Here is a 20,730-nt window from a genome sequence, read left to right as displayed (position 1 = left end):
GAATGACGCGAACCTTTCACGGTTTGCTACCGCCGTCCGCGGTCCCGTCCACCCCCCTGACACGAGCCACTGGGACGTCATCCGTCATGCAGATTCAAGACCTTCCCTATCCCGACCCGGGTGTGCCGGACGCACGCTCCGGTCCCCGATTCCTGTGGTGGCTCTTCCGGAATCAACTGGGCGGCCAGCTCAGATCCCTGTCCTGGGGCCTGCTGCACTTCGTCTCCGTGTCCGCCCTGCCGTTCTGCGTGGGCCTCGCCGTCCAGGCAGTCGTCGACCGCTCCGGCGAACGGCTCGCCCTCGCGGGCGGGCTGCTGGCGCTGGCCGGTGTCGCCATCGCGCTCGGCGACACCTTTCTGCACCGCACCGCCATCACCAACTGGATCACGGCCGCCGCCCGCGTCCAGCAGTTGCTCGCCCGCAAGGCGGCGACGCTGGGTTCGGCGCTGACGCGGCGGGTCGCGGCCGGTGAGGTCGTGGCCGTCTCCACCGGCGACGTGGAGAAGATCGGCTGGTTCGTGGAGGCCGTCTCCCGGTTCACCGCCGCCGCGCTCACCATCGTGCTCGTCTGTGTGGGCCTGCTGGTCTACCAGCCCGCGCTCGGCGTGGTCGTCGCCGTCGGTCTGCCCGTCCTGGCACTCGCGGTGCTGCCGCTGCTGCCCCGGGCGACCCGGCGGGCCGACTTCCAGCGCGAGAAGGCGGGCCGCGCCACCGAGCTGGCCTCGGACACCGTCGCCGGACTGCGGGTGCTGCGCGGCATCGGCGGCGAGGAGCTCTTCCTCGACCGCTACCGCAGCGCCTCCCAGGAGGTGCGGCACGCCGCCGTGCGCAGCGCCCGGATGTGGTCCCTGATCTCCGCGATCCAGGTGCTGCTGCCGGGCCTGCTGCTGATCGCCGTCGTCTGGCACGGCGTCGGCCTGGCCCGCGAGGGCCGGATCACCGTCGGCGAACTCGTCACCGTCTACAGCTCGGTCATGATCATGAGCTATCCGCTGCGGCACTTCGAGGAGATCGCCATGGCGTACTCCTTCTCGCGCCCGTCGGCCCGCCGGGCCGCGCGCGTGCTGTCGCTGGAGCGGGCCACCTCCGCCGAGGGCTCGCTGGCCGGCACGTCGCCGTCCGGGGACCTGTACGACCCGGCGACCGGTCTGCTCGCCCCCTCCGGCCGGTTCACCGCCGTGGTGTGCGGCGACCCGGACGCGGCGGGGCTGCTGGCGGACCGGCTGGGCGGCCACCCTTCCTCGGCAGAAGAGGACGCGTCGGTGCTGTTGGGCGGCGTGCCGCTGGACGAGCTGCCGCTCTCCGCCGCGCGCACCGCCGTCCTCGTCCAGGACAAGGACCCGGTGCTGCTCTCCGGCACGCTGCGCGAGCTGCTCGACGTGCCCGCGTCGGGGGACGTCGACGCCCGCGAGGCGCTGACGGCCGCGCAGTGCGACGACGTCCTCGCCGCCCTGGTGCAGGGCTCGCTCGGCGTCGAGGACCCGCTGGACGCCCGGATCACCGAACGCGGGCGTTCCCTGTCGGGCGGTCAGCGGCAGCGGCTCGCACTGGCCCGGTCGCTGTTCACCGATCCGGAGGTGCTCGTCCTGGACGAGCCGACCTCGGCCGTCGACTCGCACACCGAGGCCCGTGTCGCCGAGGGCGTAAGGGAGTTGCGGGCGGGCCGCACCACCGTGGTGTTCACGTCCTCGCCCCTGCTGCTGGACCGCGCGGACCGGGTCGTCCTGGTCCACGAGGGCGAGGTCGTGGCCGTGGGCGTGCACCGCGAACTCGTGCACAAGGAACCCCGGTACCGCGCGGTCGTCACCCGCGAGACCGAGCACGAACGGGAAGAGCTCGAAGAGCTGGAAGAGATCGAGGAGACAGCATGATCGGCGTGGCGCCACCGGCGTACGACCCGGCGGCCCCGACGACGGCGAACACCCTGCCCGTCGGGGGCCCCGGCACCGTACGCGCCTATGTGGCCGAACTGTTCCGCCGGCACCGCCGTGCCTTTCTCGCCCTCGTCACCGTCAACACGGTGTCGGTGATGGCGTCGATGGTGGGGCCGTGGCTGCTCGGCGGGCTCGTGGACCGGGTCTCGGAAGGGGCCCGGGAGGTTCATCTGGAGCTGACCGCGGGGCTGTTCGTGGCCGCGCTCGTCGTCCAGGCCGTGTTCGTACGGCAGGTGCGGCTGCGCGGCGCGATGCTCGGCGAGCGGATGCTGGCCGACCTGCGCGAGGACTTCCTCGTGCGCTCGGTCGGTCTGCCGCCGGGCGTCCTGGAACGGGCCGGCACCGGCGACCTGCTGTCCCGGATCACCACCGACATCGACCGGCTGGCCAACGCCATGCGCGAGGCCGTGCCGCAGCTCGCGATCGGCGTGGTGTGGGTGGTGCTGCTGCTCGGCGGGCTCGTCGTCACCGCGCCGCCGCTGGCCGCGGCCGTACTGCTCGCCCTGCCGCTGCTGGTGATCGGCTGCCGCTGGTACTTCCGGCGGGCGCCGTCCGCCTACCGTTCGGAGGCCGCCGGGTACGCCGCCGTCGCCGCCGCGCTCGCCGAGACCGTCGACGCCGGGCGCACCGTCGAGGCGCACCGCCTCGGGGAGCGTCGCGTCGAGCTGTCGGAGCAGCGGATCAAGGAGTGGACGGCGTGGGAGCGGTACACGCTCTGGCTGCGGTCGGTGCTGTTCCCGTTCATCAACATCACCCACGTGATGATCCTCGCCTCGGTCCTGATGGTCGGCGGCGTGTTCGTCCTGCACGGCTGGATCGACGTCGGCCAGCTGACGACCGGTGCGCTGATCGCGCAGATGCTCGTCGACCCGGTCGGGCTGATCCTGCGCTGGTACGACGAGTTGCAGGTCGCCCAGGTGTCGCTGGCCCGCCTGGTCGGCGTCCGCGAGGTCGAACCGGACGCCGGTGACGCCGCGGTGGCCCCTGACGGTCGCCATGTGCACGCGGACCGGGTGCACTTCGGCTACCTGGAGGGCGTGGACGTGCTCCGCAAGGTGTCCCTGGAGGTCGCCCCCGGTACCCGGATGGCGCTGGTCGGCCCGTCCGGTGCGGGCAAGTCGACGCTTGGCCGGCTGCTCGCGGGCATCTACGCGCCCCGGGACGGCCGGATCACCCTGGGCGGCGCGGAGCTGTCCCGGATGACGGCGGAGGGCGTCCGCTCGCACGTCGCCCTGGTCAACCAGGAGCATCACGTCTTCGTGGGCTCACTGCGCGACAACCTCCTGCTCGCCCGCACCGGCGCCGACGACGCCGAGCTGTGGGCGGCGCTGGGCGCGGTCGACGCGGACGGCTGGGCGCGGGTGCTCGACGACGGCCTCGACACCGAGGTCGGCTCGGGCAGCGTCGCGCTCACCCCGGCGCAGGCCCAGCAGATCGCGCTGGCCCGCCTGGTGCTGGCCGACCCGCACACGCTGGTCCTGGACGAGGCGACGTCCCTGCTCGACCCGCGCGCGGCCCGTCATCTGGAGCGGTCCCTGGCCCGCGTCCTCGACGGCCGCACCGTCGTGGCCATCGCCCACCGGCTGCACACCGCCCACGACGCGGACGTGATCGCCGTCGTCGAGGACGGCCGGATCAGCGAGCTGGGCAGCCATGACGAGCTGGTCGCGGCGGACGGGGCGTACGCGGCACTGTGGAGGTCCTGGCACGGCTGAGCGGACCTCGACCTTCAGGGGCCTCACGGGAGCCGTCGTCCTACGGGTACGGCGGCTCCTGTTCAGTATCCGTAGCCGCTTTCCGTACCCGTAGCCGCTTTTCAGTACCCGTAGCCGCTGTCGCCGTCGCTGTCCGTCGAGGGAGCGGCCTGCTTCACCGCCGTGCCCTTCGCGTTCAGCACGTACCAGATCCCGTCGATGCCCTGCCCCTTGCTGTCGCCCGGCGCCTTGTCCTTGGCGTAGTAGTAGAGCGGGTGCCCCGCGTACGTCGCCTGCGGCTCGCTGCCCTTCGTCGTCCCGATGAGGCCCGCGTCGGCTCCGGAGCCGGCCTTCGGCTTGCCCTCCATGGGCGGCCACAGCTTGAGGCACGCGGTGTCGCACTTCATGGAGTTGGTGTTGTTGCCGTCCGCGGTGAACAGGTAGAGCGTGCGGCCACCGCCGTCGACGAGGATGTCGCCGAGCGGCGAGTCGCTCACCTTCACGGTGGACGTGTCCGTTGCGGCGGGCGTACCGGAACTGCCGTGGTCGGAGCCGCCGCCGCTGCCACAGCCGGCCAGCCCCAGTGCCGCCACGAGTGCGATCCCGGTCAGGGTGATCCTGTTCAGGCCCGTCTTTCGGCTCATGCCTCGGCTCATGTTTTGGCTCATGATCCTCTCCGTCCCTTCCTACGGAGGTTGTACGGCTGCCGTCGGCGAACGGATTGCCGCGCAATCCCTCCGCCCGGATCGGACGTATACAGAAGCGTGGAACTGTTCCCCCGCGCGGACCGGGTCGACGACGCCTCGCTCGTCGCCGGCTTCGCGCTGGGCGACGAGCAGGCCGCGACCGCCTTCGTCCGCCGCTTCCAGAACGCCGTGTACGGCCTCGCCCTGTCGGTGACCCGCGAACCGGGCCTCGCCGAGGACGTGAGCCAGGAGGTGTTCGTACGGGCCTGGCGGGCGGCCGGCAGCTACGACCCCCGACGCGCCTCGGTCCTCACCTGGCTGCTGACCATCACGCGCAACGCCGCCATCGACGCCGTCCGCGCCCGCCGGCCCACGCCGGTGCTCGCCGAGACCCTCGAACGCCTCATCGACGTCACCTTGCGGGCCGACGCGGAGGAGCCCGACGGCACGGAGCGGCTCGCCCTGGTCGCCCTGGAGAGCGAGCGTGCCCTCGCCCGTCTGCGCTCCCTGCCGGTGGAACAGGCGCGCGCGGTCGCCCTCGCCGTGATCGGCGGCTGTACGGCGGCGGAGGTGGGCCGGCACGAGGACATCCCGCTCGGCACCGCCAAGACCCGCATCCGCACCGGCCTGCGCAGGCTGCGCGAGGCGCTGAAGGAGGGAGGCCGTGATGGCACGTAAGCCCGGTCCTGACGCCCACCCCGACGAGGACGAACTGCTCGCCCTGGCGCTCGGCACCCTCCCGGGGGAACCGGCCGAGCTGCTGCGCCACCTCACCGCCTGCCCGGCCTGCCGCTCCACGTACGACGACCTCTCGGCGGCCGTCGACTCCGTGCTGCCCGCCGCGCCCTCCGTGGCTCCTCCGGCCGGGTTCGACGCGCGGGTCCTCGACCGGCTGGAGCTGCCCGCGCCGGCGCGGCACACGGGGCAGCGCGCGGGGCGGCGGCGGTCGTACCGGATGCCGCTGCTGGTCGCCGCTGCCGCCGCGGCCGGGATCTGCCTGGGCGCTGCCGGTGCCGTGCTCGTCGATCACGGGTCGCCGCCTGCCTCCCAGGTGGCCGTGAGCGATCGCGGGGCGCCGCTGGTCACCGGTTCGGGTGCGACCGTCGGCACCGTCGAGCCCAGCCGCTACGGCACCGAGCCCGTTCTCGTCATGCAGATCACGGACGGCCACCCCGGCACGCACTACACCTGCCGGCTCCTCCTCAAGGACGGCACCACCCGCGACGCGGGCCACTGGCGGCTGCCGTCCTCCGGCCGGGCCACCTGGATCGCCTACGGCGCTGCCGACTCCGTGGACCGGGTGGAGCTGGTGACGGACGGGGGGCAGGTGTGGTCGTCGGCGGGGCTGGAGAGCTGACGGCGGACGGGACCCTCACCTCGCCGCGCCGGGGTCGGACGCCGTTGCGTGCGCCCGTGCCGTTGCGCAGTCCCGAAAAGGGGTGGAAGGCTGGATAGCGGCACCGCGCGGCGGCGACGCATCACCAGCCGCCGCGAGACCGGGCCCGTCCCCACCACCTGGAGGTACCCGTGAACAGCGCCGACGGATGGGGAGACGACGTCTACCAGCCCGACGGATCCGAGATCCAGGAGGACTCCGGGCTGCTCGACGTGGAGGACACTCTGGAGGACGACGGTGTCGATGACCCTCTCGACCGGGGCTGGTCCCCTCCGGACCGACCATGGGCGGTGGAGCACACCGGCGTGACGGCCGCCGAGCGGCGGCAGGGCGAGAGCCTGGAGCAACGGCTCGCCGAGGAGACGCCGGATGTCCTCGCCCCCGACGGCGACGGCATCGGCGACTGTGACGGCACCGACGGCGAACTCCTGGACAACGAGGTCGGCGCCCGTCGCTCCGGCCGTCTCGTCGCACCCGACGAAGGTGCCCACGAGGACGAGGAGAGCGCCCTGATCGCCACGGACGTGGGCATCGACGGCGCCGCCGCCTCCGCCGAGGAGGCCGCGATGCACATCGTCGACGAGGACGCCCTGTCCGGCTGACCCCGAGGAGCGCAGATGCAGCAGGACAAGCACCCCGACTACCGCTCGGTCGTCTTCCGTGACCGGACCGCCGGGTACGCCTTCCTGACCCGGTCGACCGCCACGAGCGACCAGACCATCGACTGGGACGACGGCGAGACCTACCCCGTGGTCGACGTCGAGATCTCCTCGGAGAGCCACCCCTTCTACACCGGCAAGGCCCGGACGGTGGACACGGAGGGCCGGGTCGCCCGCTTCGGGCGGCGCTACGGAGGCGGAGCCGAGCCGGGCACCGAGGGCTGAGCACCGGGGCCGCCGACGCGGCCCCGCCCTCAGATGAAGTTCAGCGCCGCCGCGCAGCCCACCCCGCCGAGCAGCATGAACGCCGGCATCAGCACCTTCAGCTCGACCCAGCTGCCGGCCCGGAACCGCATGGCCTTGGGCGGCCCGATCGGGTACCAGCGCTTGCGGCCCACCGGGATCGGCCACAGGATCGGGCAGCCCGACACCGTCAGGGCGTCCCCGATGTCGTGGACCAGCGCGCCGAGCACGATCGGCAGCCCCAGCCACAGGTACTCCTGCCCCGGGTCCGTGAACAGCCAGCCCGAGCCGTTGCCCGGCTTGTCCAGGACCCCGGCGATGATCCACGCGCTGGTCGCGGCCAGCAGCCAGACCAGGACGTCGGCGCTGGAGCCGCGGGTCGCCCGCCACAGCAGGCCCTCGATGGCGAGCACCATGTGCACGAAGAGGATCGCGAGGACGGCCCAGCGGCCACCGGTGATCGCCGCGACCGAGGCGCCCGCGCCGATCAGGACGGCCCACAGCCAGGTGTGGGTCAGCGTGCGGTGCCCGCCGGAGCGACGCGGATCGCCCTGCTTCTTGGTGGCCTTGTAGACGGCGTAGGAGAGCTTGTCGACGATCTCGCACAGCCCGCGCGAGATGGGCCCGAAGGCCCGCGAGATGGTGGCCGCCTTGTGGTCGAGATCGGGAGCGAGCGCGGCTCCCGCGCAGATCAGCGCCCCGGCCAGCAGGACCGGCCAGGGCATCGCGTGCCCCGCCGCGGCGGCCGCCGCTCCGACCCCGAGCCAGGCCGCGGCCCCCGACAGTGAGTGTGCTGGCCCCATCATCGCCGTTACCCGCCCCATTCCTCGTGTACCGCTGCGCAGTTGACCGGATGCCCTGACGCCTCGTCGGCGACACAGCGTACTGCTCGTGATCTTCGTACCCGCATCCGATTCCCCTGTAGTGGGCAACGGCAGGCAAGATGGGTGGGTGACCCTCATCGATCAGCTGCCGCAGACCGCAGACCCCGACGCCCTCTACGAAGCCTTCGAGTCGTGGGCCGGGGAGCGCGGGCTCACGCTCTACCCCCATCAGGAGGAGGCGCTGATCGAGGTGGTCTCCGGGGCGAACGTGATCGTGTCGACGCCCACCGGCTCCGGCAAGAGCATGATCGCGGCGGCCGCGCACTTCGCCGCGCTCGCCCGTGACGAGGTCACCTTCTACACGGCTCCGATCAAGGCGCTGGTCTCGGAGAAGTTCTTCGAGCTGTGCAAGATCTTCGGCACCGAGAACGTCGGCATGCTCACCGGCGACGCCTCCGTCAACGCCGACGCCCCCGTCATCTGCTGCACCGCCGAGGTGCTCGCGTCGATCGCGCTGCGCGACGGCAAGCAGGCGGACGTCGGCCAGGTGGTGATGGACGAGTTCCACTTCTACGCGGAGGGCGACCGGGGCTGGGCCTGGCAGATCCCGATCCTGGAGCTGCCGCAGGCGCAGTTCATCCTGATGTCGGCCACGCTCGGCGACGTCTCGATGTTCGAAGAGGACCTCACCCGGCGCACCGGCCGTCCGACGGCGGTGGTCCGCTCGGCGACCCGTCCGGTACCGCTCTCCTACGAGTACAAGTTCACTCCGCTCACCGAGACGCTCACCGAGCTCCTCCAGACCAAGCAGGCGCCGGTCTACATCGTGCACTTCACACAGGCGCAGGCCGTGGAGCGGGCGCAGGCGCTGATGAGCATCAACATGTGCTCGAAGGAGGAGAAGGAGCAGATCGCCGACCTCATCGGCAACTTCCGCTTCACCACCAAGTTCGGCCGCAACCTCTCCCGTTACGTACGGCACGGCATCGGGGTCCATCACGCCGGCATGCTGCCCAAGTACCGGCGTCTGGTGGAGAAGCTCGCGCAGGCCGGTCTGCTGAAGGTCATCTGCGGCACCGACACGCTCGGCGTGGGCGTCAACGTCCCCATCCGCACCGTGCTGTTCACGGCCCTCACCAAGTACGACGGCAACCGTGTCCGCACCCTGCGCAACCGCGAGTTCCACCAGATCGCCGGCCGCGCCGGGCGGGCCGGCTTCGACACGGCGGGCTTCGTCGTCGCCCAGGCGCCCGAGCACGTCGTCGAGAACGAGAAGGCGCTCGCCAAGGCCGGCGACGACCCGAAGAAGCGCCGCAAGGTGGTCCGCAAGAAGGCGCCGGAGGGCTTCGTCGCCTGGACGGAGAACACCTTCGACAAGCTCATCGCCTCCGACCCCGAGCCGCTGACGTCCCGCTTCCGGGTCACGCACACGATGCTGCTGTCGGTGATCGCCCGCCCCGGCAACGCCTTCGACGCGATGCGGCATCTGTTGGAGGACAACCACGAGCCGCGCAAGCAGCAGCTCAAGCACATCCGGCGGGCGATCGCCATCTACCGCTCGCTGCTGGACGGCGGCATCGTCGAGAAGCTGGACGAGCCGGACGCCAGCGGTCGTATCGTCCGGCTCACCGTGGACCTCCAGCAGGACTTCGCGCTGAACCAGCCGCTGTCCACCTTCGCGCTCGCCGCGTTCGAGCTCCTCGACCCCGAATCGCCGTCCTACGCCCTGGACATGGTCTCCGTCGTCGAGTCGACGCTGGACGACCCGCGGCAGATCCTCGTCGCCCAGTTGAACAAGGCGAAGGGCGAGGCCGTCGCCGCGATGAAGGCCGACGGCATCGAGTACGAGGAGCGGATGGAGCGTCTCCAGGACATCTCGTACCCGAAGCCGCTGGAGGAGCTGCTCTTCCACGCGTACGACACCTACCGCAAGAGCCACCCCTGGGTCGGCGACCATCCGCTCTCCCCGAAGTCCGTCATCCGTGACATGTACGAACGGGCGATGTCCTTCACGGAGTTGGTGTCCTTCTACGAGCTCGCCCGGACCGAGGGCATCGTGCTGCGCTACCTCGCGAGCGCCTACAAGACCCTCGACCACAACATCCCGGACGACCTCAAGTCGGAGGATCTCCAGGATCTGATCGAGTGGCTCGGCGAGATGGTCCGCCAGGTCGACTCCAGTCTGCTCGACGAGTGGGAGCAGCTCGCCAACCCGGAGGTGATGACCGCCGAGGAGGCCCAGGAGCGGGCCGACGAGGTCAAGCCGGTCACCACCAACGCGCGCGCCTTCCGGGTCCTGGTCCGCAACGCCATGTTCCGCCGGGTCGAGCTCGCCGCCCTGGACCAGGTCGAGGAGCTCGGCGAGTTGGACGGCGAGGCCGGCTGGGACGCCGACGCGTGGGGCGAGGCCATGGACAAGTACTGGGACGAGTACGACGACCTCGGCACCGGCCCCGACGCCCGCGGCCCCAAGCTGCTCATCATCGAGGAGGAACCGGAGAACCGTCTGTGGCGCGTCCGGCAGATCTTCGACGACCCGAACGACGACCACGACTGGGGCGTCAGCGCGGAGGTCGACCTGACGGCATCCGACGCCGAGGGCCGCGCGGTCGTCCGGGTCACCGCCGTCGGCCAGCTGTGAGCACAGGAGAAACGCACTCATGACGACGAACCCGGCCGAGCGCCTGGTCGACCTGCTCGACCTGGAGCAGATCGAGGTCAACATCTTCCGTGGCCGCAGCCCGCAGGAGTCCTTGCAGCGGGTCTTCGGCGGGCAGGTCGCGGGGCAGGCGCTGGTCGCCGCCGCCCGCACCACCGAGGGCGACCGGCCGGTGCACTCGCTGCACGCGTACTTCCTGCGTCCCGGGCGGCCGGGCGTGCCGATCGTGTACCAGGTCGAACGGGTGCGGGACGGCCGGTCGTTCACCACCCGCCGGGTCACCGCCGTGCAGCAGGGCCGCACGATCTTCAATCTCACCGCCTCCTTTCACAAGCCTGAGGAAGGGTCGTTCGAGCATCAGCTGCCGCCGGCGCGCAAGGTCCCGGATCCCGAGTCCCTGCCGACGGTCACGGAGGAGATCCGTGAGCATCTGGGGGCACTGCCGGAGCAGTTGGAACGGATGGCGCGCCGTCAGCCCTTCGACATCCGCTATGTGGACCGGCTGCGCTGGACGCCCGAGGAGGTCAAGGACGCCGAACCGCGCAGCGCGGTGTGGATGCGCGCGGTCGGGCCGCTCGGGGACGACCCGGTCGTGCACACCTGCGCGCTGACGTACGCCAGCGACATGACGCTCCTGGACGCCGTACGCATCCCGGTCGAGCCCCTGTGGGGTCCGCGCAGCTTCGACATCGCCTCGTTGGATCACGCCATGTGGTTCCACCGGCCGTTCCGCGCGGACGAGTGGTTCCTGTACGACCAGGAGTCCCCGATCGCGACCGGCGGGCGAGGTCTGGCGCGTGGGCGGATCTACGACGTGGAGGGCCACCTGCTGGTGTCCGTCGTCCAGGAAGGGCTGTTCCGGGCGCTGTAGGACCGGGAGTGCACCTGCGGTTCGCGCGCCCGGGTCACGCGCTTCTGCGGCGCAGCCAGCCCAGCAGCCCTCGGGGTGCCTCGTGCTGCGCGGGCTCGTCGGGCGGGGGCGGTGGCGGTGTCGCGCTCGGCCGCTGTTCCCCCGCGGGGCGTGGCGCGGGCCGGACCGTCCGGGCGTCCTCCAGGGCTTGGGCGAGATCACGCCGCAGCCGGCTGATCTCGTCCGGGTCGTCGGCCGTCATGATCCGCTCGGTGAGGTGCGCGGCGGGCGTGCCCGGTGCGCCCTGGTGCGGTGGCGTCGGCCGGAAGCGGTTCAGATAGGAGCGCTCGTACGGGTCGCGGACGAGCTCCGCGATCTCGACGGGGTCGAGGAAGGCGGCGAGGGCTCCGGCGCTCTCCCACGGGCCGTCGGCCGACCGCAGCAGGAACTCCCGGTGCCGGGCACGCCAGTTGCGCGGACGCAGGTCCACGCCCTCGTCCAGCAGGCCCCGCATTCCTTCGGGCATGCGACGGGCGTGCAGGAGCGCGGTGTTCTGCTCGTCGGCGGCGAACTGGGCGAGTTCCTCGGCGAGATAGAGCCAGACGACGGCGCGGTACCGGTTGAGATAGAAGCGCACCGGAGTCACCACACCCAGGCGCGCCAACCGGGTGAAGCGGCCGACGGGGATGTCCATGGCCTCCGCGCCCTCGGTGGTGCCGACGACCCGCACGCGCTTCAGGAGCGCTTCGGGGAAGCCGTCCGCGGCACGCACCCGGTCGGTCTCGGAGCGGGCGACCCTTGGGCCCCCTCCGCCTTCGTCGGGGACGGTCCGGATATGGCCGAGATGGACCGCCAGGTCGAACTCGTTCCGCTTGAGGCCCAGTTCCCGGGCCGCGCGGCCCGGAGTGAACGAGAGCTGCTGGGGCCTGGTGAGGGTGCTGCCTGCCATGGTCGTACTCCCCCGTGGAGTCGGTGCTCACGCTGTGTGCGTTCGCCGTGACAAAAACCGTAGCCGGTCCGGCGAATCTCGGTGCGAGCCTGTGGATAACTCCACGGGGAACGGTAAATCAGCAGGTCAGAGGTCTGCGGCCGGGCTCCGCTCGGGCTGGCGGACATCCACGCCGAGGTGCTCGCCGACCCGGTTGACGAGGAGGGTCATCTCGTAGGCGATCTGACCGATGTCGGCCTGCGCGCCGCTGAGCACGCACAGGCAGCTGCCGGTGCCCGCGGCGGTGACGAACAGCACCGCGTCGTCGAACTCGACCATCGTCTGACGGACTCTGCCCGCGCCGAAGTGCCGGCCGGAACCCTTGGCCAGGCTGTGCAGTCCGGACGCGACGGCGGCGAGGTGCTCGGCGTCCTCGCGCCGCAGACCCGTGCTGGCCCCCGCGACCAGGCCGTCGTTGGACAGCACCAACGCGTGCCGGACATGGTCGACGCGCTCGGTCAGATCGTCCAGCAGCCAGCCGAGTCCCTGGTTCTGCGCCATGTTTCCGTCTCCCCGTGTGCCGTCTCCCCCTGGCCGGAGGAGCTTCTCGCCACCCTTGCGGACGACCGGTGCCGGGGGCAAGGAGGACAGGGCAAGGCACAGGTAAGGAACGGCGGCCTTCGGTCACTTGACCGCGTTCAGCCCACCGAGTCGAGGAGCCGGGCGGTGTGCATCCGCCCGGCGTACTCGACGAGCCGGATCAGCACCTCCTTCCCCGAGTCCCGGTCCCGGGCGTCGCACAGCACCACCGGAGTCCCGCCGTCCAGATCGAGGGCGCGCGAGACGTCCTGGGCGCCGTAGGTGCGGGCGCCCGAGAAGCAGTTGACGGCCACCACGAACGGGATGTGCCGGTGCTCGAAGTAGTCGACCGCGGGGAAGCAGTCCTCAAGACGTCGGGTGTCCGCGAGGACGACGGCGCCGAGGGCCCCCTGCGACAGCTCGTCCCACAGGAACCAGAAACGGTCCTGCCCGGGGGTGCCGAAGAGATAGAGGGAGAGACCGGAGCGGATGGTGATGCGGCCGAAGTCCATGGCGACCGTCGTCGTGACCTTCTGGTCCACGCCGTCGGTGTCGTCCACCAACTGGCCTGCCTCGCTGAGCAGTTCCTCGGTCCGCAGCGGCCTGATCTCGCTGACCGCGCCCACCAGGGTGGTCTTGCCCACGCCGAACCCACCGGCGACCAGTATCTTCAACGCCAGCGCGGTCGGCTCGCCGCCCTGGGCATCGGAGTGCTCGGAGACCATCGATCACTTCTCTCGGGAGTGCCGGCAACGGTCGGCGGTGCAGGTGCGTGAAGTCAGCATGATGACAACTGCGGTACCCCTACGGGGGGTTGGACCGCTATTTGACCGATGTGACCGAGTCGTGCACATGAGCTTTCGAAGTTTCATCTACAGAGCTCGCAGTCCCTCGATGACCTCGCGCAGAATCCGTTCGTCAGGAAGCTGTGCGGGCGGCACGGGACGGCTGACGATGACACAGCCGAGTTCCAGGAGGTCGCCGAGCAGCACGCGCACCACGCCCAGGGGCAGATCCGCGCCCGCGGCGAGTTCGGCGACCGACTGGGTCTCGACGCGGCACAGTTCGATCAGTGCCCGATGCTCCGGCCCCAGTGAGGTGTCCTCGCCGGGCGTGGGTGCCGCCGTGTCCAGGGTGACGAGGGCGATGAGGTCGAAACGCACCCCGGTGGGGCCGGGCTTGGTCCGTCCGCCCGTCATGGCGTACGGGCGGACGAGGGGCCCGGCCTCGCCGTCGTACCACTGGCTGCCCTGCTCGCGCGGGGCGCCCGTCATGTCCTCCGTCATGAGCGGACCGCCTTCTCGTCTCATCCGGCCGGTGGCCGCGCGGCCATCCGCGGCGCGGTGTACAGGTGCTCACCCACGCGTTTGACCAGTCGGGCCATCTCGTAGGCGACGAGCCCGATGTCGGCGGTGACGCCGGTGAGGAGGGCGAGGCAGGAGCCGTCGCCCGCGGCGGCCACGAACAGGAAGCCGTCGTCCATCTCGACCATCGTCTGCCGGACCCCGCCCGCGCCGAAGTGGCGCCCGGCGCCCTTGGCCAGGCTGTGGAAGCCGGAGGCGACCGCGGCGAGGTGTTCCGCGTCCTCGCGGCGCAGGTCGGTCGACGAGCCGACGGCGAGACCGTCGTTGGACAGCACCACGGCGTGCCGTACCTCGCTGACGCGCAGCACCAGGTCGTCCAGCAGCCAGTCGAGTTCGCCGGACCGCTGTGCGGCCCTCATGCCCGGGTCCTGGATCATGCGGGGTCTCCTTCGCTGCTGTCTCTTGCCGCGCGGGGCTCCGGGGCGGCGCCGCGGCCGGGCCGTCGGCCGCCGCCGCGTGCCCAGCCGTCGCGGTAGGCCGCCATACGGTCCCGTACGAGCTCGGGGGTGCGCCGGTCCTCGCCCCGGGGGCCGGGCTGAGGCTCGGATTCCTCGGTGCGCGGCGCACGCAGCTGAGGAGCCAGGTTTGCCTGCCGGACCCGGCGCGGGAGGTCGTCCGAGGTGTCCGCCTCCGGTGCGGGGGTGTCCTCCGGGGGGCGGTGCAGACGCAAGGTGGCGACTCCGGGGGGCGGGGTGTCGCTCGCCGCCTCCGCCCTCGCCGTCGCGGTGCTCTCCGCCCTGGCCGTCGCGGTGTTCTCCGCCACGGTCGGCGCGGGCGCCACCAGGGCGGGCCGGTCGACCGACGCGTGGACGGACTCCTGGAGGCGGACGGCGGCGGGCACACGCGCGTACTCGCGTTCAGGATCGGCGGTCCTGCGAGGGGAACGTTCCTCCGCGCCGCTGTGCAGCAGGGCGGTGGGCAGCAGGACGACCGCGGTGGTACCGCCGTAGGGCGAGGTACGCAGGTGCACCTTGATGCCATGGCGGGCCGCGAGCCTGCTGACCACGAACAAGCCGAGCCGGTCGCTGTCGAAGAGGTCGAGCGCCTCGGACTGTTCGATGCGGCGGTTGGCCTCGGCGAGGGTCTCCTGGCCCATGCCGAGTCCGCGGTCCTCGACCTCGATCGCGTAGCCGTTGCCGACGGGTTCGCCGGTGACACGCACGCGGGTGTGCGGGGGTGAGAACTGTGCGGCGTTCTCGACGATCTCCGCGAGGAGGTGGGTGAGGTCGGCGACGGCACCGCCCACGACGGATGCCTCGGGGAGCTGTCGTACCTCCACGCGCGCGTAGTCCTCGACCTCCGAGACGGCCGCGCGGACCACGTTGGTCAGGGAGACGGGCATGCGCCAGGCGCGGCCGGGTGCGGCCCCGGAGAGGATGATCAGGCTCTCCGCGTGCCGTCGCATACGGGTGGTGAGGTGGTCGAGGCGGAAGAGGTCGCTCAGCTCGCCGGGGTCCTCGGAGCGGCGTTCCATGCTGTCCAGGAGGCTGAGTTGACGGTGGACCAGCACCTGACTGCGCCGGGCGAGGTTGACGAACACCCCGGAGATGCCACTGGCGAGTTCGGCACGCTCCACGGCGGCCCGCAGAGCGGCGCGGTGCACGGTGCCGAGGGCCTCGGCGACCTGCCCCGTCTCGTCCTCGGCGGGCGGCCCCGGCGGAGCCTCCGCCCGGACGTCGATCTCCTCCCCGGCGCGCAGTTTCCGCATGGCCTCGGGGAGTTTGCGCCGGGCGATCTCCAGGGCGCTGTTGCGCAGGCTCACCAGCTCGACGACGAGCCCTCGTCCGATGCGGACGGAGATGACCAGGGAGGCGGCGACGGCGGCGAGGCCGAACAGCACGGCGGCGCCCGCCGGGGTGAGCAGACCACGGGTGAACGGGTCGGCCCGGTCCGCGACCCCGCGTCCGGCGTCCGCCTCGATGGTCCGCATCCCGCCCTGCACGCGCGTGTGTGCCTTGGTCCAGATGGCCTCGGGTGCCGAGGCGATCGCGGAGGTGCCCGCCCGGCTCGCGAGGACCCTGTCCTCGACGGCGGCGACGGCGCCGTAGTCGCCACCGTCGGCGAGGGCCTGCCAGGCGGCGCGTTCGGAGCCGCGCAGATCGGCGACGGCGGACTCGGTGAGCGCGCGGCGGGTGTCGACGGCCCCGGTGAACAGTCGCAGCCGCTGTCCGTCCAGGCGTCCGGCGAGCCGGGCGCTGGAGAGCACCACGTCCTCCTGGGCCAAAGCCTCGCCCGCGCGGGAGAACTCCAGCAGCACGCGCGCGTCGGAGCCGAGTTGGGCGTCCTGGATGCCGGTGAGGGCGCCGCCGACGGCGAAGGCCTTCGTGATGGTGCGCGTGTACCGCCCGTAGGTCTCGTCCCAGCCGCTCCGGCGGTCGAGGACCGCGGTCCGCAGGGAGCGCAGATCCTCGGCGCCGCTGACGAAGGCCTCAAGGCGCTGGGCCACCCCGGCCGGCAGTTCCTCGCTCTCGGCGACGGTGTTGCCCTCGCCGAGCCGCAGTTCGGCGACGGCTTGGTCGGTGCGTTCCGCGAGGGACTTGAGGTCGCCGGCGCGGTTGTCGGCCGGGTCGGTGGCATAGCCGACCGCCGCCTCGCGCTCGGCCTGGAGGGCGGCGACGGCCGCCGCCACGGGCGTGCGGATCTCGGAGTCGACGCGCTGCAACTGCCTCAGCCGGGAGACGTCCTGGGCGGTGCTGACGGTGGCGTACGCCCACAGGGCCAGCAGGGAGACGACCGGCACCATCAACAGGCAGACGATCTTGGCGCGTACGGTGCGCGGGCGTATCCGCCAGCCTTCCGCGCGCGTGGGCGGGTCGTCGGGGGCGGCACCCAGCGGCTCGTCCTGGCCTTCGTCGGCCGGTTGTCCGGCGTGGGCGCGGCGGCCGCGGGCCGGGGCTGCGGATGGTGACTCGGAGCCGGTCGTGGGGGTCCTACGGGGAGTTCGCATGGCCTCCTGCCTCGGAGAGTGGTTCGGCTTGCCCGGAGGGCCCTCAGTGGGCGACGCGCTCGACCGCCTGCTGAGCCGAGGCGGTTGCCTCGCGCTCGCCGGTGGAGGGCGACAGCGCGACGAAGGCCGAGGTCAGGAACAGATAGGACCCGAGGCCGACGGCGAGCGGGAAGATGAACTGCATCGCCGTCGCCCCGGACAGCGCGGCGCCGGACGGCGTGACCCGGACGCTCACCGCGAACATCCCGGTGTAGTGCATGCTGCTCACCGCGGCTCCCATGATCAGGGAGGCGATGGTGACGGCGACGGGCGACTTGATGTTGAGCGCCGCCCACAGCGCGGCTGTCGCGGCCACGACGGCGATGAGCACGGAGAGTCCGACGAGCATCGGGTCGTAGCGCACCTGCCCGTGCAGACGTACGGCGGCCATGCCCAGGTAGTGCATGCTGGCGACGCCGAGTCCGGTGGTGAGTCCGCCGAGGAGGAGCGCGCGGGTCCGGTCACGGCTGTAGCCGACGGCGAAGACACCGGCACAGACGACGATCATGGCGACGAGCAGGCTCACGATGGTGAGCGGCACGTCGTAGCGGATGTCGGTGCCGCTGACGCTGAAGCCGAGCATGGCCACGAAGTGCATGGTCCAGATGCCGGTGCCGAGCGCCGAGGCGGCGGTGATGAGCCAGTTGCGGCGCGAGCGTCCGGTGGCGCCGAGCGCGCGCATGGTGCAGCGCAGGCCGAGTGCGGCGCCGATACAGGCCATCACGTACGACAGCACGGGGGTCAGCCAGCCGAGGGCTGCGTGGTCCAGGTGTCCCATGGCCACGGGACGCTAGTCGGGGCACGGGAGCACAAAGGGGGCGCATTTCGAAAGGTGTTGGAATATGACGCAGCGCTGTACCTGAACGATCGCGTCCCGCTCGAACATGCGCGCAGAAGCGTCACCCTTGTCGGTGAGAGATCATGCGGAACATGAGCGACGACCACACACACGTCCAGGAGTTCTTCGGCGCGCGGGCCGCCGACTGGGACACCCGGTTCCCCGACGACGGCCCCGCCTACGCGACCGCGGTCGCCGAGCTCGGGCTGCGCGAGGGCGACCGCGTGCTCGACGCCGGCTGCGGCACCGGACGTGCCCTGACGCCCCTGCGTGCGGCCGTGGGGCCCTCGGGAGCGGTCCTCGGCGCCGATCTCACCCCGGCCATGCTCCAGGCCGCCGTACGGGCGGGACGGGACCGGGACGCGCAGCTGCTGCTCGCCGACGTGGCCGCGCTGCCGGTGCGCTCCGAGTCCCTGGACGCGGTGTTCGGGGCGGGGTTGATCTCCCACCTGCCTGATCCGGCGGTGAATCTGCGGGAGTTGGCGCGCGTGGTGCGTCCGGGCGGCATCCTGGCGCTGTTCCACCCGATCGGCAGGGCGGCGCTCGCGGCCAGGCAGGGCCGGCAGATCACTCCGGGCGACCTGCGCGCGGAGCCCAACCTCCGGCCCCTGCTGGCCGGTTCGGGGTGGCGCCTGACGTCGTACACCGACGAGGACGCCCGGTTCCTGGCGCTGGCCGTGCGCGAGGGCTGACCTCCCTCACAGCCGCCCGGCGACCGCCGCCACGAACGCGTCGGGGTTGTCGAACATGACGTTGTGCCCGGCGCCGGGCACGGTCACCACCCGCACCCCGGCGACCTCCAGCGCCTCACGGCCTTCGAGTTCGCCGCTCAACTCGCCTTGCATATAAACGCGGTCGACGGAGAGCCCCTCCACGATCGTGCGCATCACGGGGTCCGATCCACGCCGCAGCCCGGCCGCCGAGCGGTGCAGGGCGCGCGGGTCGGCCAGCCGCATGGTCGCGGCCCACATTGGTCCGACGCTTTCGAGCACGCGCGCGTGGCCGCCGTCGACGAAGGCATCCTCCTCGTAGGAGGCGATGCCACTGCTTCCCGCGGCGGGCGGCGGGAAGGCGTCCAGGTTGGCCTCCGTGAGCACCAGGCGGGAGACCAGCTCGGGTCGCCGGTGGGCGAGCACGATCGCGACGGCGCCGCCCATGCTGTGCCCGATCACCTCGGCGCCGGTGAGCTCCGCCGCGTCCAGCGCCGCCGCCAGGGCGTCGGCGTGCTCCTCCAGCGTGTAGCCGAAGTGCTCGGGCCGGTCGCTGATGCCGTGCCCGGGCAGGTCCACGAACAGGCTGCGCCTGCCCGCGAGTTCGGGCCGGGCGGCGACATGGGCGTGGTACACGGAGGAGATCGAGCCCAGCCCGTGCACGTACACGCGCGCGGGTTCCTCGCCGGGCACCTCCGTCCAGCGGATACAGCTTCCCTTGGTGTCGAACTCGGCCTGCTCCATCGCGTCCTCCCTCAGTGACGTCACGATGAGGATACATCGGTTACGAGGTATAGCGAAAACAAAATATCGAGAAGGCGGGGTATAGCGAGGGCGATGTATACACCGAGCGATGTACACCGTGGGTACGGCAGAATGCGGGCATGCTGGAGCTCGCCATCCTCGGATTCCTGTACGACGCCCCTCTGCACGGCTACGAGCTGCGCAAACGCATCACAGCGCTCACCGGGCACGTGAAGCCGGTGGCGGAGAGCACGCTCTACCCGGCGATCAAGCGCCTGGAGAAGGCCGGGCTGCTGGAGCGCGCGACGGAGCCCGGTTCCGTCGCCGCACCCCGCCATGTGCTGACGCTCACCGAGGACGGCCGTCGCGATCTGCGCCGCCGGCTCGCCGAGCCGGTGCAGCGCGACATCACCGACGAGAACCGCTGGTTCACGCTGCTCGCGTTCCTCCGGCACCTGGCGGACGCGCCCGCGCAGGCGGCCGTGCTGCGGCGCAGGCTGGCGTTCCTGGAGGAGCCCGCGAGCTTCTTCTACGAGGGCGACCGGCCCCTGAGCGCCGAGGAGTTGGACGATCCGTTCCGGCGCGGGATCCTGACGATCGCGCGCGCCACGTCCCGCGCCGAACTCACCTGGCTGCGGGAGACGCTGGACTCACTCGACGGCTGATCCGTCCCGGTGCGGTACCGGGCACCCGCGTACGCCCGGGGTCGGGCGGGTACCGAGATCCGCCAGCCGGTAGCCGTCCGGGTAGCCCTTGATCTCCCAGTTCTGCCGGGCGAAGTGCGGTGCGCGGCGCGGTGGGAGCAGCCGGACCGCACGGCCGCGCAGTCGCACCGCGCCCCGCACAAGGGTGCGGGTCGCCGCGCCGGGCGCCGGGTAGCGGAAGGCGCGCAGCAGCGACTCGTCGAGGAGGGCGCGCGTCGAGGCCTTCAGCAGGGGTGCCAGAGGGCGCGGGTACCAGGACGCCATCAGGTCGATCGTGGCGTCGGAGACGCGCCTCGCGCCCTCGTCCCAGCCGAAGTGGGCCTCCTCGTAGGCGTCGAGGCAGGCCTCGAACTCCTCGTAGGTCTCGGGGATGTCCGTGATGCCCATGTGCCGCCCCAGGGCGCGGTAGTGGACGACCGAGGCGGCCACCTCGTGACGTGACAGTCGACGCCATGCGTAGGTGTCGATCCACCGTCTGGGCATCACGACGAAGGTGCACAGGACGTAACGCATGTCGTCGTTGGTGATGTCGTAGCTGCGGTGCATCTGGTTGATGCGGCGGATCGCCGTACGGCCCTCTTCGCTGCCGAAGCCGTGCTCGACGACGGCGTCCAGGAGCAGCGAGGTGTCGTCGTACCGTTTCTGCGCCCGGTCCGTGAGCTCCGCCGTCTCGGCGAGCAGCCGTCCGATGCTCGGGACGGCGTAGGTGCGATAGAGGGCCAGTTCCAGGGATCGAGTGAAGTCCCAGGGGAACTCGTAGGCGGTCATCAGCCGGTAGATCTCCGAGGCGTCCTCGTGCGGGTCCATCCGCCGTATCCGCTCGAGCCGCTCGAACCGCTTCACCGCAGCGTCCCCCTTCTGCCGTCGAAGCTCCAACTCTACGTTGAGCAGGGGAAGATGAACGATCGGTCGAGGCGGCAACCACGCAGGGG

Annotated in this window: 21 protein-coding genes; 10 read left to right on the top strand and 11 right to left on the bottom strand. The window is 71.6% G+C overall.

Going from position 1 to position 20,730, the window contains the following annotated elements:
* Positions 1 to 86: 86 nt before the first annotated feature.
* The gene (locus OG866_RS38125; RefSeq protein ID WP_329341902.1) at positions 87 to 1,871 is read left to right on the top strand and encodes an ABC transporter ATP-binding protein; all 1,785 of its coding nucleotides are present in this window, start codon (positions 87 to 89) and stop codon (positions 1,869 to 1,871) included.
* Complete coding sequence (locus OG866_RS38120) at positions 1,868 to 3,649, top strand: ABC transporter ATP-binding protein (protein ID WP_329341901.1); 1,782 nt, start codon at positions 1,868 to 1,870, stop codon at positions 3,647 to 3,649. Before OG866_RS38125 ends, OG866_RS38120 begins: the two co-directional genes overlap by 4 nt.
* 101 nt (positions 3,650 to 3,750) lie before the next feature.
* Here the strand turns inward: OG866_RS38120 and OG866_RS38115 are convergent, their stop codons facing one another.
* Complete coding sequence (locus tag OG866_RS38115) at positions 3,751 to 4,272, bottom strand: COG4315 family predicted lipoprotein (protein WP_329341899.1); 522 nt, start codon at positions 4,270 to 4,272, stop codon at positions 3,751 to 3,753.
* Between the two features lie 120 nt (positions 4,273 to 4,392).
* Between OG866_RS38115 and OG866_RS38110 the strand changes: the two genes are divergently transcribed.
* The 4 genes from OG866_RS38110 to OG866_RS38095 all read left to right on the top strand — a co-directional run bounded on the left by OG866_RS38110 (position 4,393) and on the right by OG866_RS38095 (position 6,594).
* Complete coding sequence (locus tag OG866_RS38110) at positions 4,393 to 4,992, top strand: RNA polymerase sigma factor (protein ID WP_329341897.1); 600 nt, start codon at positions 4,393 to 4,395, stop codon at positions 4,990 to 4,992.
* Positions 4,982 to 5,671 (top strand): hypothetical protein, encoded by a 690-nt coding sequence (locus tag OG866_RS38105; protein WP_329341896.1) that lies wholly within the window; start codon positions 4,982 to 4,984, stop codon positions 5,669 to 5,671. The genes OG866_RS38110 and OG866_RS38105 overlap by 11 nt, the downstream gene beginning before the upstream one ends.
* Before the next feature lie 170 nt (positions 5,672 to 5,841).
* The gene (locus OG866_RS38100) at positions 5,842 to 6,312 is read left to right on the top strand and encodes a DUF5709 domain-containing protein (protein ID WP_329341894.1); all 471 of its coding nucleotides are present in this window, start codon (positions 5,842 to 5,844) and stop codon (positions 6,310 to 6,312) included.
* A gap of 15 nt (positions 6,313 to 6,327) precedes the next feature.
* Positions 6,328 to 6,594, top strand: coding sequence for a type B 50S ribosomal protein L31 (locus tag OG866_RS38095; protein WP_329341892.1), 267 nt, complete (start codon positions 6,328 to 6,330; stop codon positions 6,592 to 6,594).
* Positions 6,595 to 6,623: 29 nt separating this feature from the next.
* On the opposite strand, the gene OG866_RS38090 is transcribed toward OG866_RS38095, so the two are convergent.
* Positions 6,624 to 7,418, bottom strand: coding sequence for a metal-dependent hydrolase (locus OG866_RS38090; protein ID WP_329341890.1), 795 nt, complete (start codon positions 7,416 to 7,418; stop codon positions 6,624 to 6,626).
* Positions 7,419 to 7,563: 145 nt separating this feature from the next.
* On the opposite strand from OG866_RS38090, the gene OG866_RS38085 reads away from it, so the two are divergent.
* Both OG866_RS38085 and OG866_RS38080 read left to right on the top strand, forming a co-directional pair.
* On the top strand, positions 7,564 to 10,077 hold the full coding sequence (locus OG866_RS38085) for a DEAD/DEAH box helicase (RefSeq protein ID WP_329341888.1): 2,514 nt from the start codon (positions 7,564 to 7,566) through the stop codon (positions 10,075 to 10,077).
* Positions 10,078 to 10,096: 19 nt separating this feature from the next.
* Positions 10,097 to 10,966 (top strand): acyl-CoA thioesterase, encoded by an 870-nt coding sequence (locus OG866_RS38080; protein WP_329341886.1) that lies wholly within the window; start codon positions 10,097 to 10,099, stop codon positions 10,964 to 10,966.
* A gap of 34 nt (positions 10,967 to 11,000) precedes the next feature.
* Here the strand turns inward: OG866_RS38080 and OG866_RS38075 are convergent, their stop codons facing one another.
* From OG866_RS38075 to OG866_RS38045, 7 genes are all read right to left on the bottom strand, one after another.
* The gene (locus OG866_RS38075) at positions 11,001 to 11,894 is read right to left on the bottom strand and encodes a DUF6397 family protein (RefSeq protein ID WP_329341885.1); all 894 of its coding nucleotides are present in this window, start codon (positions 11,892 to 11,894) and stop codon (positions 11,001 to 11,003) included.
* Positions 11,895 to 12,020: 126 nt separating this feature from the next.
* Positions 12,021 to 12,434: a roadblock/LC7 domain-containing protein gene (locus OG866_RS38070; RefSeq protein WP_059198422.1), complete on the bottom strand. Its 414-nt coding sequence runs from the start codon at positions 12,432 to 12,434 to the stop codon at positions 12,021 to 12,023.
* Between the two features lie 137 nt (positions 12,435 to 12,571).
* Complete coding sequence (locus tag OG866_RS38065) at positions 12,572 to 13,177, bottom strand: GTP-binding protein (RefSeq protein WP_329341883.1); 606 nt, start codon at positions 13,175 to 13,177, stop codon at positions 12,572 to 12,574.
* A gap of 147 nt (positions 13,178 to 13,324) precedes the next feature.
* Positions 13,325 to 13,738 carry a DUF742 domain-containing protein gene (locus OG866_RS38060; protein ID WP_329341881.1) on the bottom strand — a complete coding sequence of 138 codons (414 nt, stop codon included), beginning with the start codon at positions 13,736 to 13,738 and terminating at the stop codon, positions 13,325 to 13,327.
* 20 nt (positions 13,739 to 13,758) lie between these two features.
* Positions 13,759 to 14,193, bottom strand: a complete 435-nt coding sequence (locus OG866_RS38055; RefSeq protein ID WP_329341879.1) for a roadblock/LC7 domain-containing protein — start codon at positions 14,191 to 14,193, stop codon at positions 13,759 to 13,761.
* On the bottom strand, positions 14,190 to 16,763 hold the full coding sequence (locus tag OG866_RS38050; protein ID WP_329341878.1) for a sensor histidine kinase: 2,574 nt from the start codon (positions 16,761 to 16,763) through the stop codon (positions 14,190 to 14,192). Before OG866_RS38050 ends, OG866_RS38055 begins: the two co-directional genes overlap by 4 nt.
* Positions 16,764 to 16,806: 43 nt before the next feature.
* Positions 16,807 to 17,580 (bottom strand): MHYT domain-containing protein, encoded by a 774-nt coding sequence (locus tag OG866_RS38045; protein ID WP_329341876.1) that lies wholly within the window; start codon positions 17,578 to 17,580, stop codon positions 16,807 to 16,809.
* A gap of 152 nt (positions 17,581 to 17,732) precedes the next feature.
* On the opposite strand from OG866_RS38045, the gene OG866_RS38040 reads away from it, so the two are divergent.
* Positions 17,733 to 18,332, top strand: a complete 600-nt coding sequence (locus tag OG866_RS38040; protein WP_329341875.1) for a class I SAM-dependent methyltransferase — start codon at positions 17,733 to 17,735, stop codon at positions 18,330 to 18,332.
* Positions 18,333 to 18,338: 6 nt separating this feature from the next.
* Here OG866_RS38040 and OG866_RS38035 read toward each other — a convergent pair whose 3' ends face one another.
* Positions 18,339 to 19,094, bottom strand: a complete 756-nt coding sequence (locus OG866_RS38035) for an alpha/beta fold hydrolase (RefSeq protein ID WP_329344487.1) — start codon at positions 19,092 to 19,094, stop codon at positions 18,339 to 18,341.
* A 140-nt stretch (positions 19,095 to 19,234) separates the two neighbouring features.
* Between OG866_RS38035 and OG866_RS38030 the strand changes: the two genes are divergently transcribed.
* Positions 19,235 to 19,759, top strand: a complete 525-nt coding sequence (locus OG866_RS38030) for a PadR family transcriptional regulator (protein ID WP_329341874.1) — start codon at positions 19,235 to 19,237, stop codon at positions 19,757 to 19,759.
* Here OG866_RS38030 and OG866_RS38025 read toward each other — a convergent pair.
* Positions 19,745 to 20,641, bottom strand: coding sequence for an oxygenase MpaB family protein (locus OG866_RS38025; RefSeq protein WP_329341873.1), 897 nt, complete (start codon positions 20,639 to 20,641; stop codon positions 19,745 to 19,747). The two genes, OG866_RS38030 and OG866_RS38025, sit on opposite strands and share 15 nt — an antisense overlap.
* Between the last annotated feature and the right edge of the window lie 89 nt (positions 20,642 to 20,730).

The organism is Streptomyces sp. NBC_00663, assembly GCF_036226885.1.
Taxonomy (GTDB): Bacteria; Actinomycetota; Actinomycetes; order Streptomycetales; family Streptomycetaceae; genus Streptomyces.
This window is presented reverse-complemented; position numbering and strand designations above follow the sequence as displayed.

What these genes read in the sequence shown, in the direction of transcription:
- OG866_RS38125 (WP_329341902.1), top strand. Translation starts at nt 87, where the DNA reads ATGCAGATTCAAGACCTTCCCTATCCCGACCCGGGTGTGCCGGACGCA.
- OG866_RS38120 (WP_329341901.1), top strand. Translation starts at nt 1,868, where the DNA reads ATGATCGGCGTGGCGCCACCGGCGTACGACCCGGCGGCCCCGACGACG.
- OG866_RS38115 (WP_329341899.1), bottom strand. Translation starts at nt 4,272, where the DNA reads ATGAGCCGAAAGACGGGCCTGAACAGGATCACCCTGACCGGGATCGCA.
- OG866_RS38105 (WP_329341896.1), top strand. Translation starts at nt 4,982, where the DNA reads ATGGCACGTAAGCCCGGTCCTGACGCCCACCCCGACGAGGACGAACTG.
- OG866_RS38095 (WP_329341892.1), top strand. Translation starts at nt 6,328, where the DNA reads ATGCAGCAGGACAAGCACCCCGACTACCGCTCGGTCGTCTTCCGTGAC.
- OG866_RS38090 (WP_329341890.1), bottom strand. Translation starts at nt 7,418, where the DNA reads ATGATGGGGCCAGCACACTCACTGTCGGGGGCCGCGGCCTGGCTCGGG.
- OG866_RS38080 (WP_329341886.1), top strand. Translation starts at nt 10,097, where the DNA reads ATGACGACGAACCCGGCCGAGCGCCTGGTCGACCTGCTCGACCTGGAG.
- OG866_RS38075 (WP_329341885.1), bottom strand. Translation starts at nt 11,894, where the DNA reads ATGGCAGGCAGCACCCTCACCAGGCCCCAGCAGCTCTCGTTCACTCCG.
- OG866_RS38070 (WP_059198422.1), bottom strand. Translation starts at nt 12,434, where the DNA reads ATGGCGCAGAACCAGGGACTCGGCTGGCTGCTGGACGATCTGACCGAG.
- OG866_RS38065 (WP_329341883.1), bottom strand. Translation starts at nt 13,177, where the DNA reads ATGGTCTCCGAGCACTCCGATGCCCAGGGCGGCGAGCCGACCGCGCTG.
- OG866_RS38060 (WP_329341881.1), bottom strand. Translation starts at nt 13,738, where the DNA reads ATGACGGAGGACATGACGGGCGCCCCGCGCGAGCAGGGCAGCCAGTGG.
- OG866_RS38055 (WP_329341879.1), bottom strand. Translation starts at nt 14,193, where the DNA reads ATGATCCAGGACCCGGGCATGAGGGCCGCACAGCGGTCCGGCGAACTC.
- OG866_RS38050 (WP_329341878.1), bottom strand. Translation starts at nt 16,763, where the DNA reads ATGCGAACTCCCCGTAGGACCCCCACGACCGGCTCCGAGTCACCATCC.
- OG866_RS38045 (WP_329341876.1), bottom strand. Translation starts at nt 17,580, where the DNA reads ATGGGACACCTGGACCACGCAGCCCTCGGCTGGCTGACCCCCGTGCTG.
- OG866_RS38040 (WP_329341875.1), top strand. Translation starts at nt 17,733, where the DNA reads ATGAGCGACGACCACACACACGTCCAGGAGTTCTTCGGCGCGCGGGCC.
- OG866_RS38035 (WP_329344487.1), bottom strand. Translation starts at nt 19,094, where the DNA reads ATGGAGCAGGCCGAGTTCGACACCAAGGGAAGCTGTATCCGCTGGACG.
- OG866_RS38030 (WP_329341874.1), top strand. Translation starts at nt 19,235, where the DNA reads ATGCTGGAGCTCGCCATCCTCGGATTCCTGTACGACGCCCCTCTGCAC.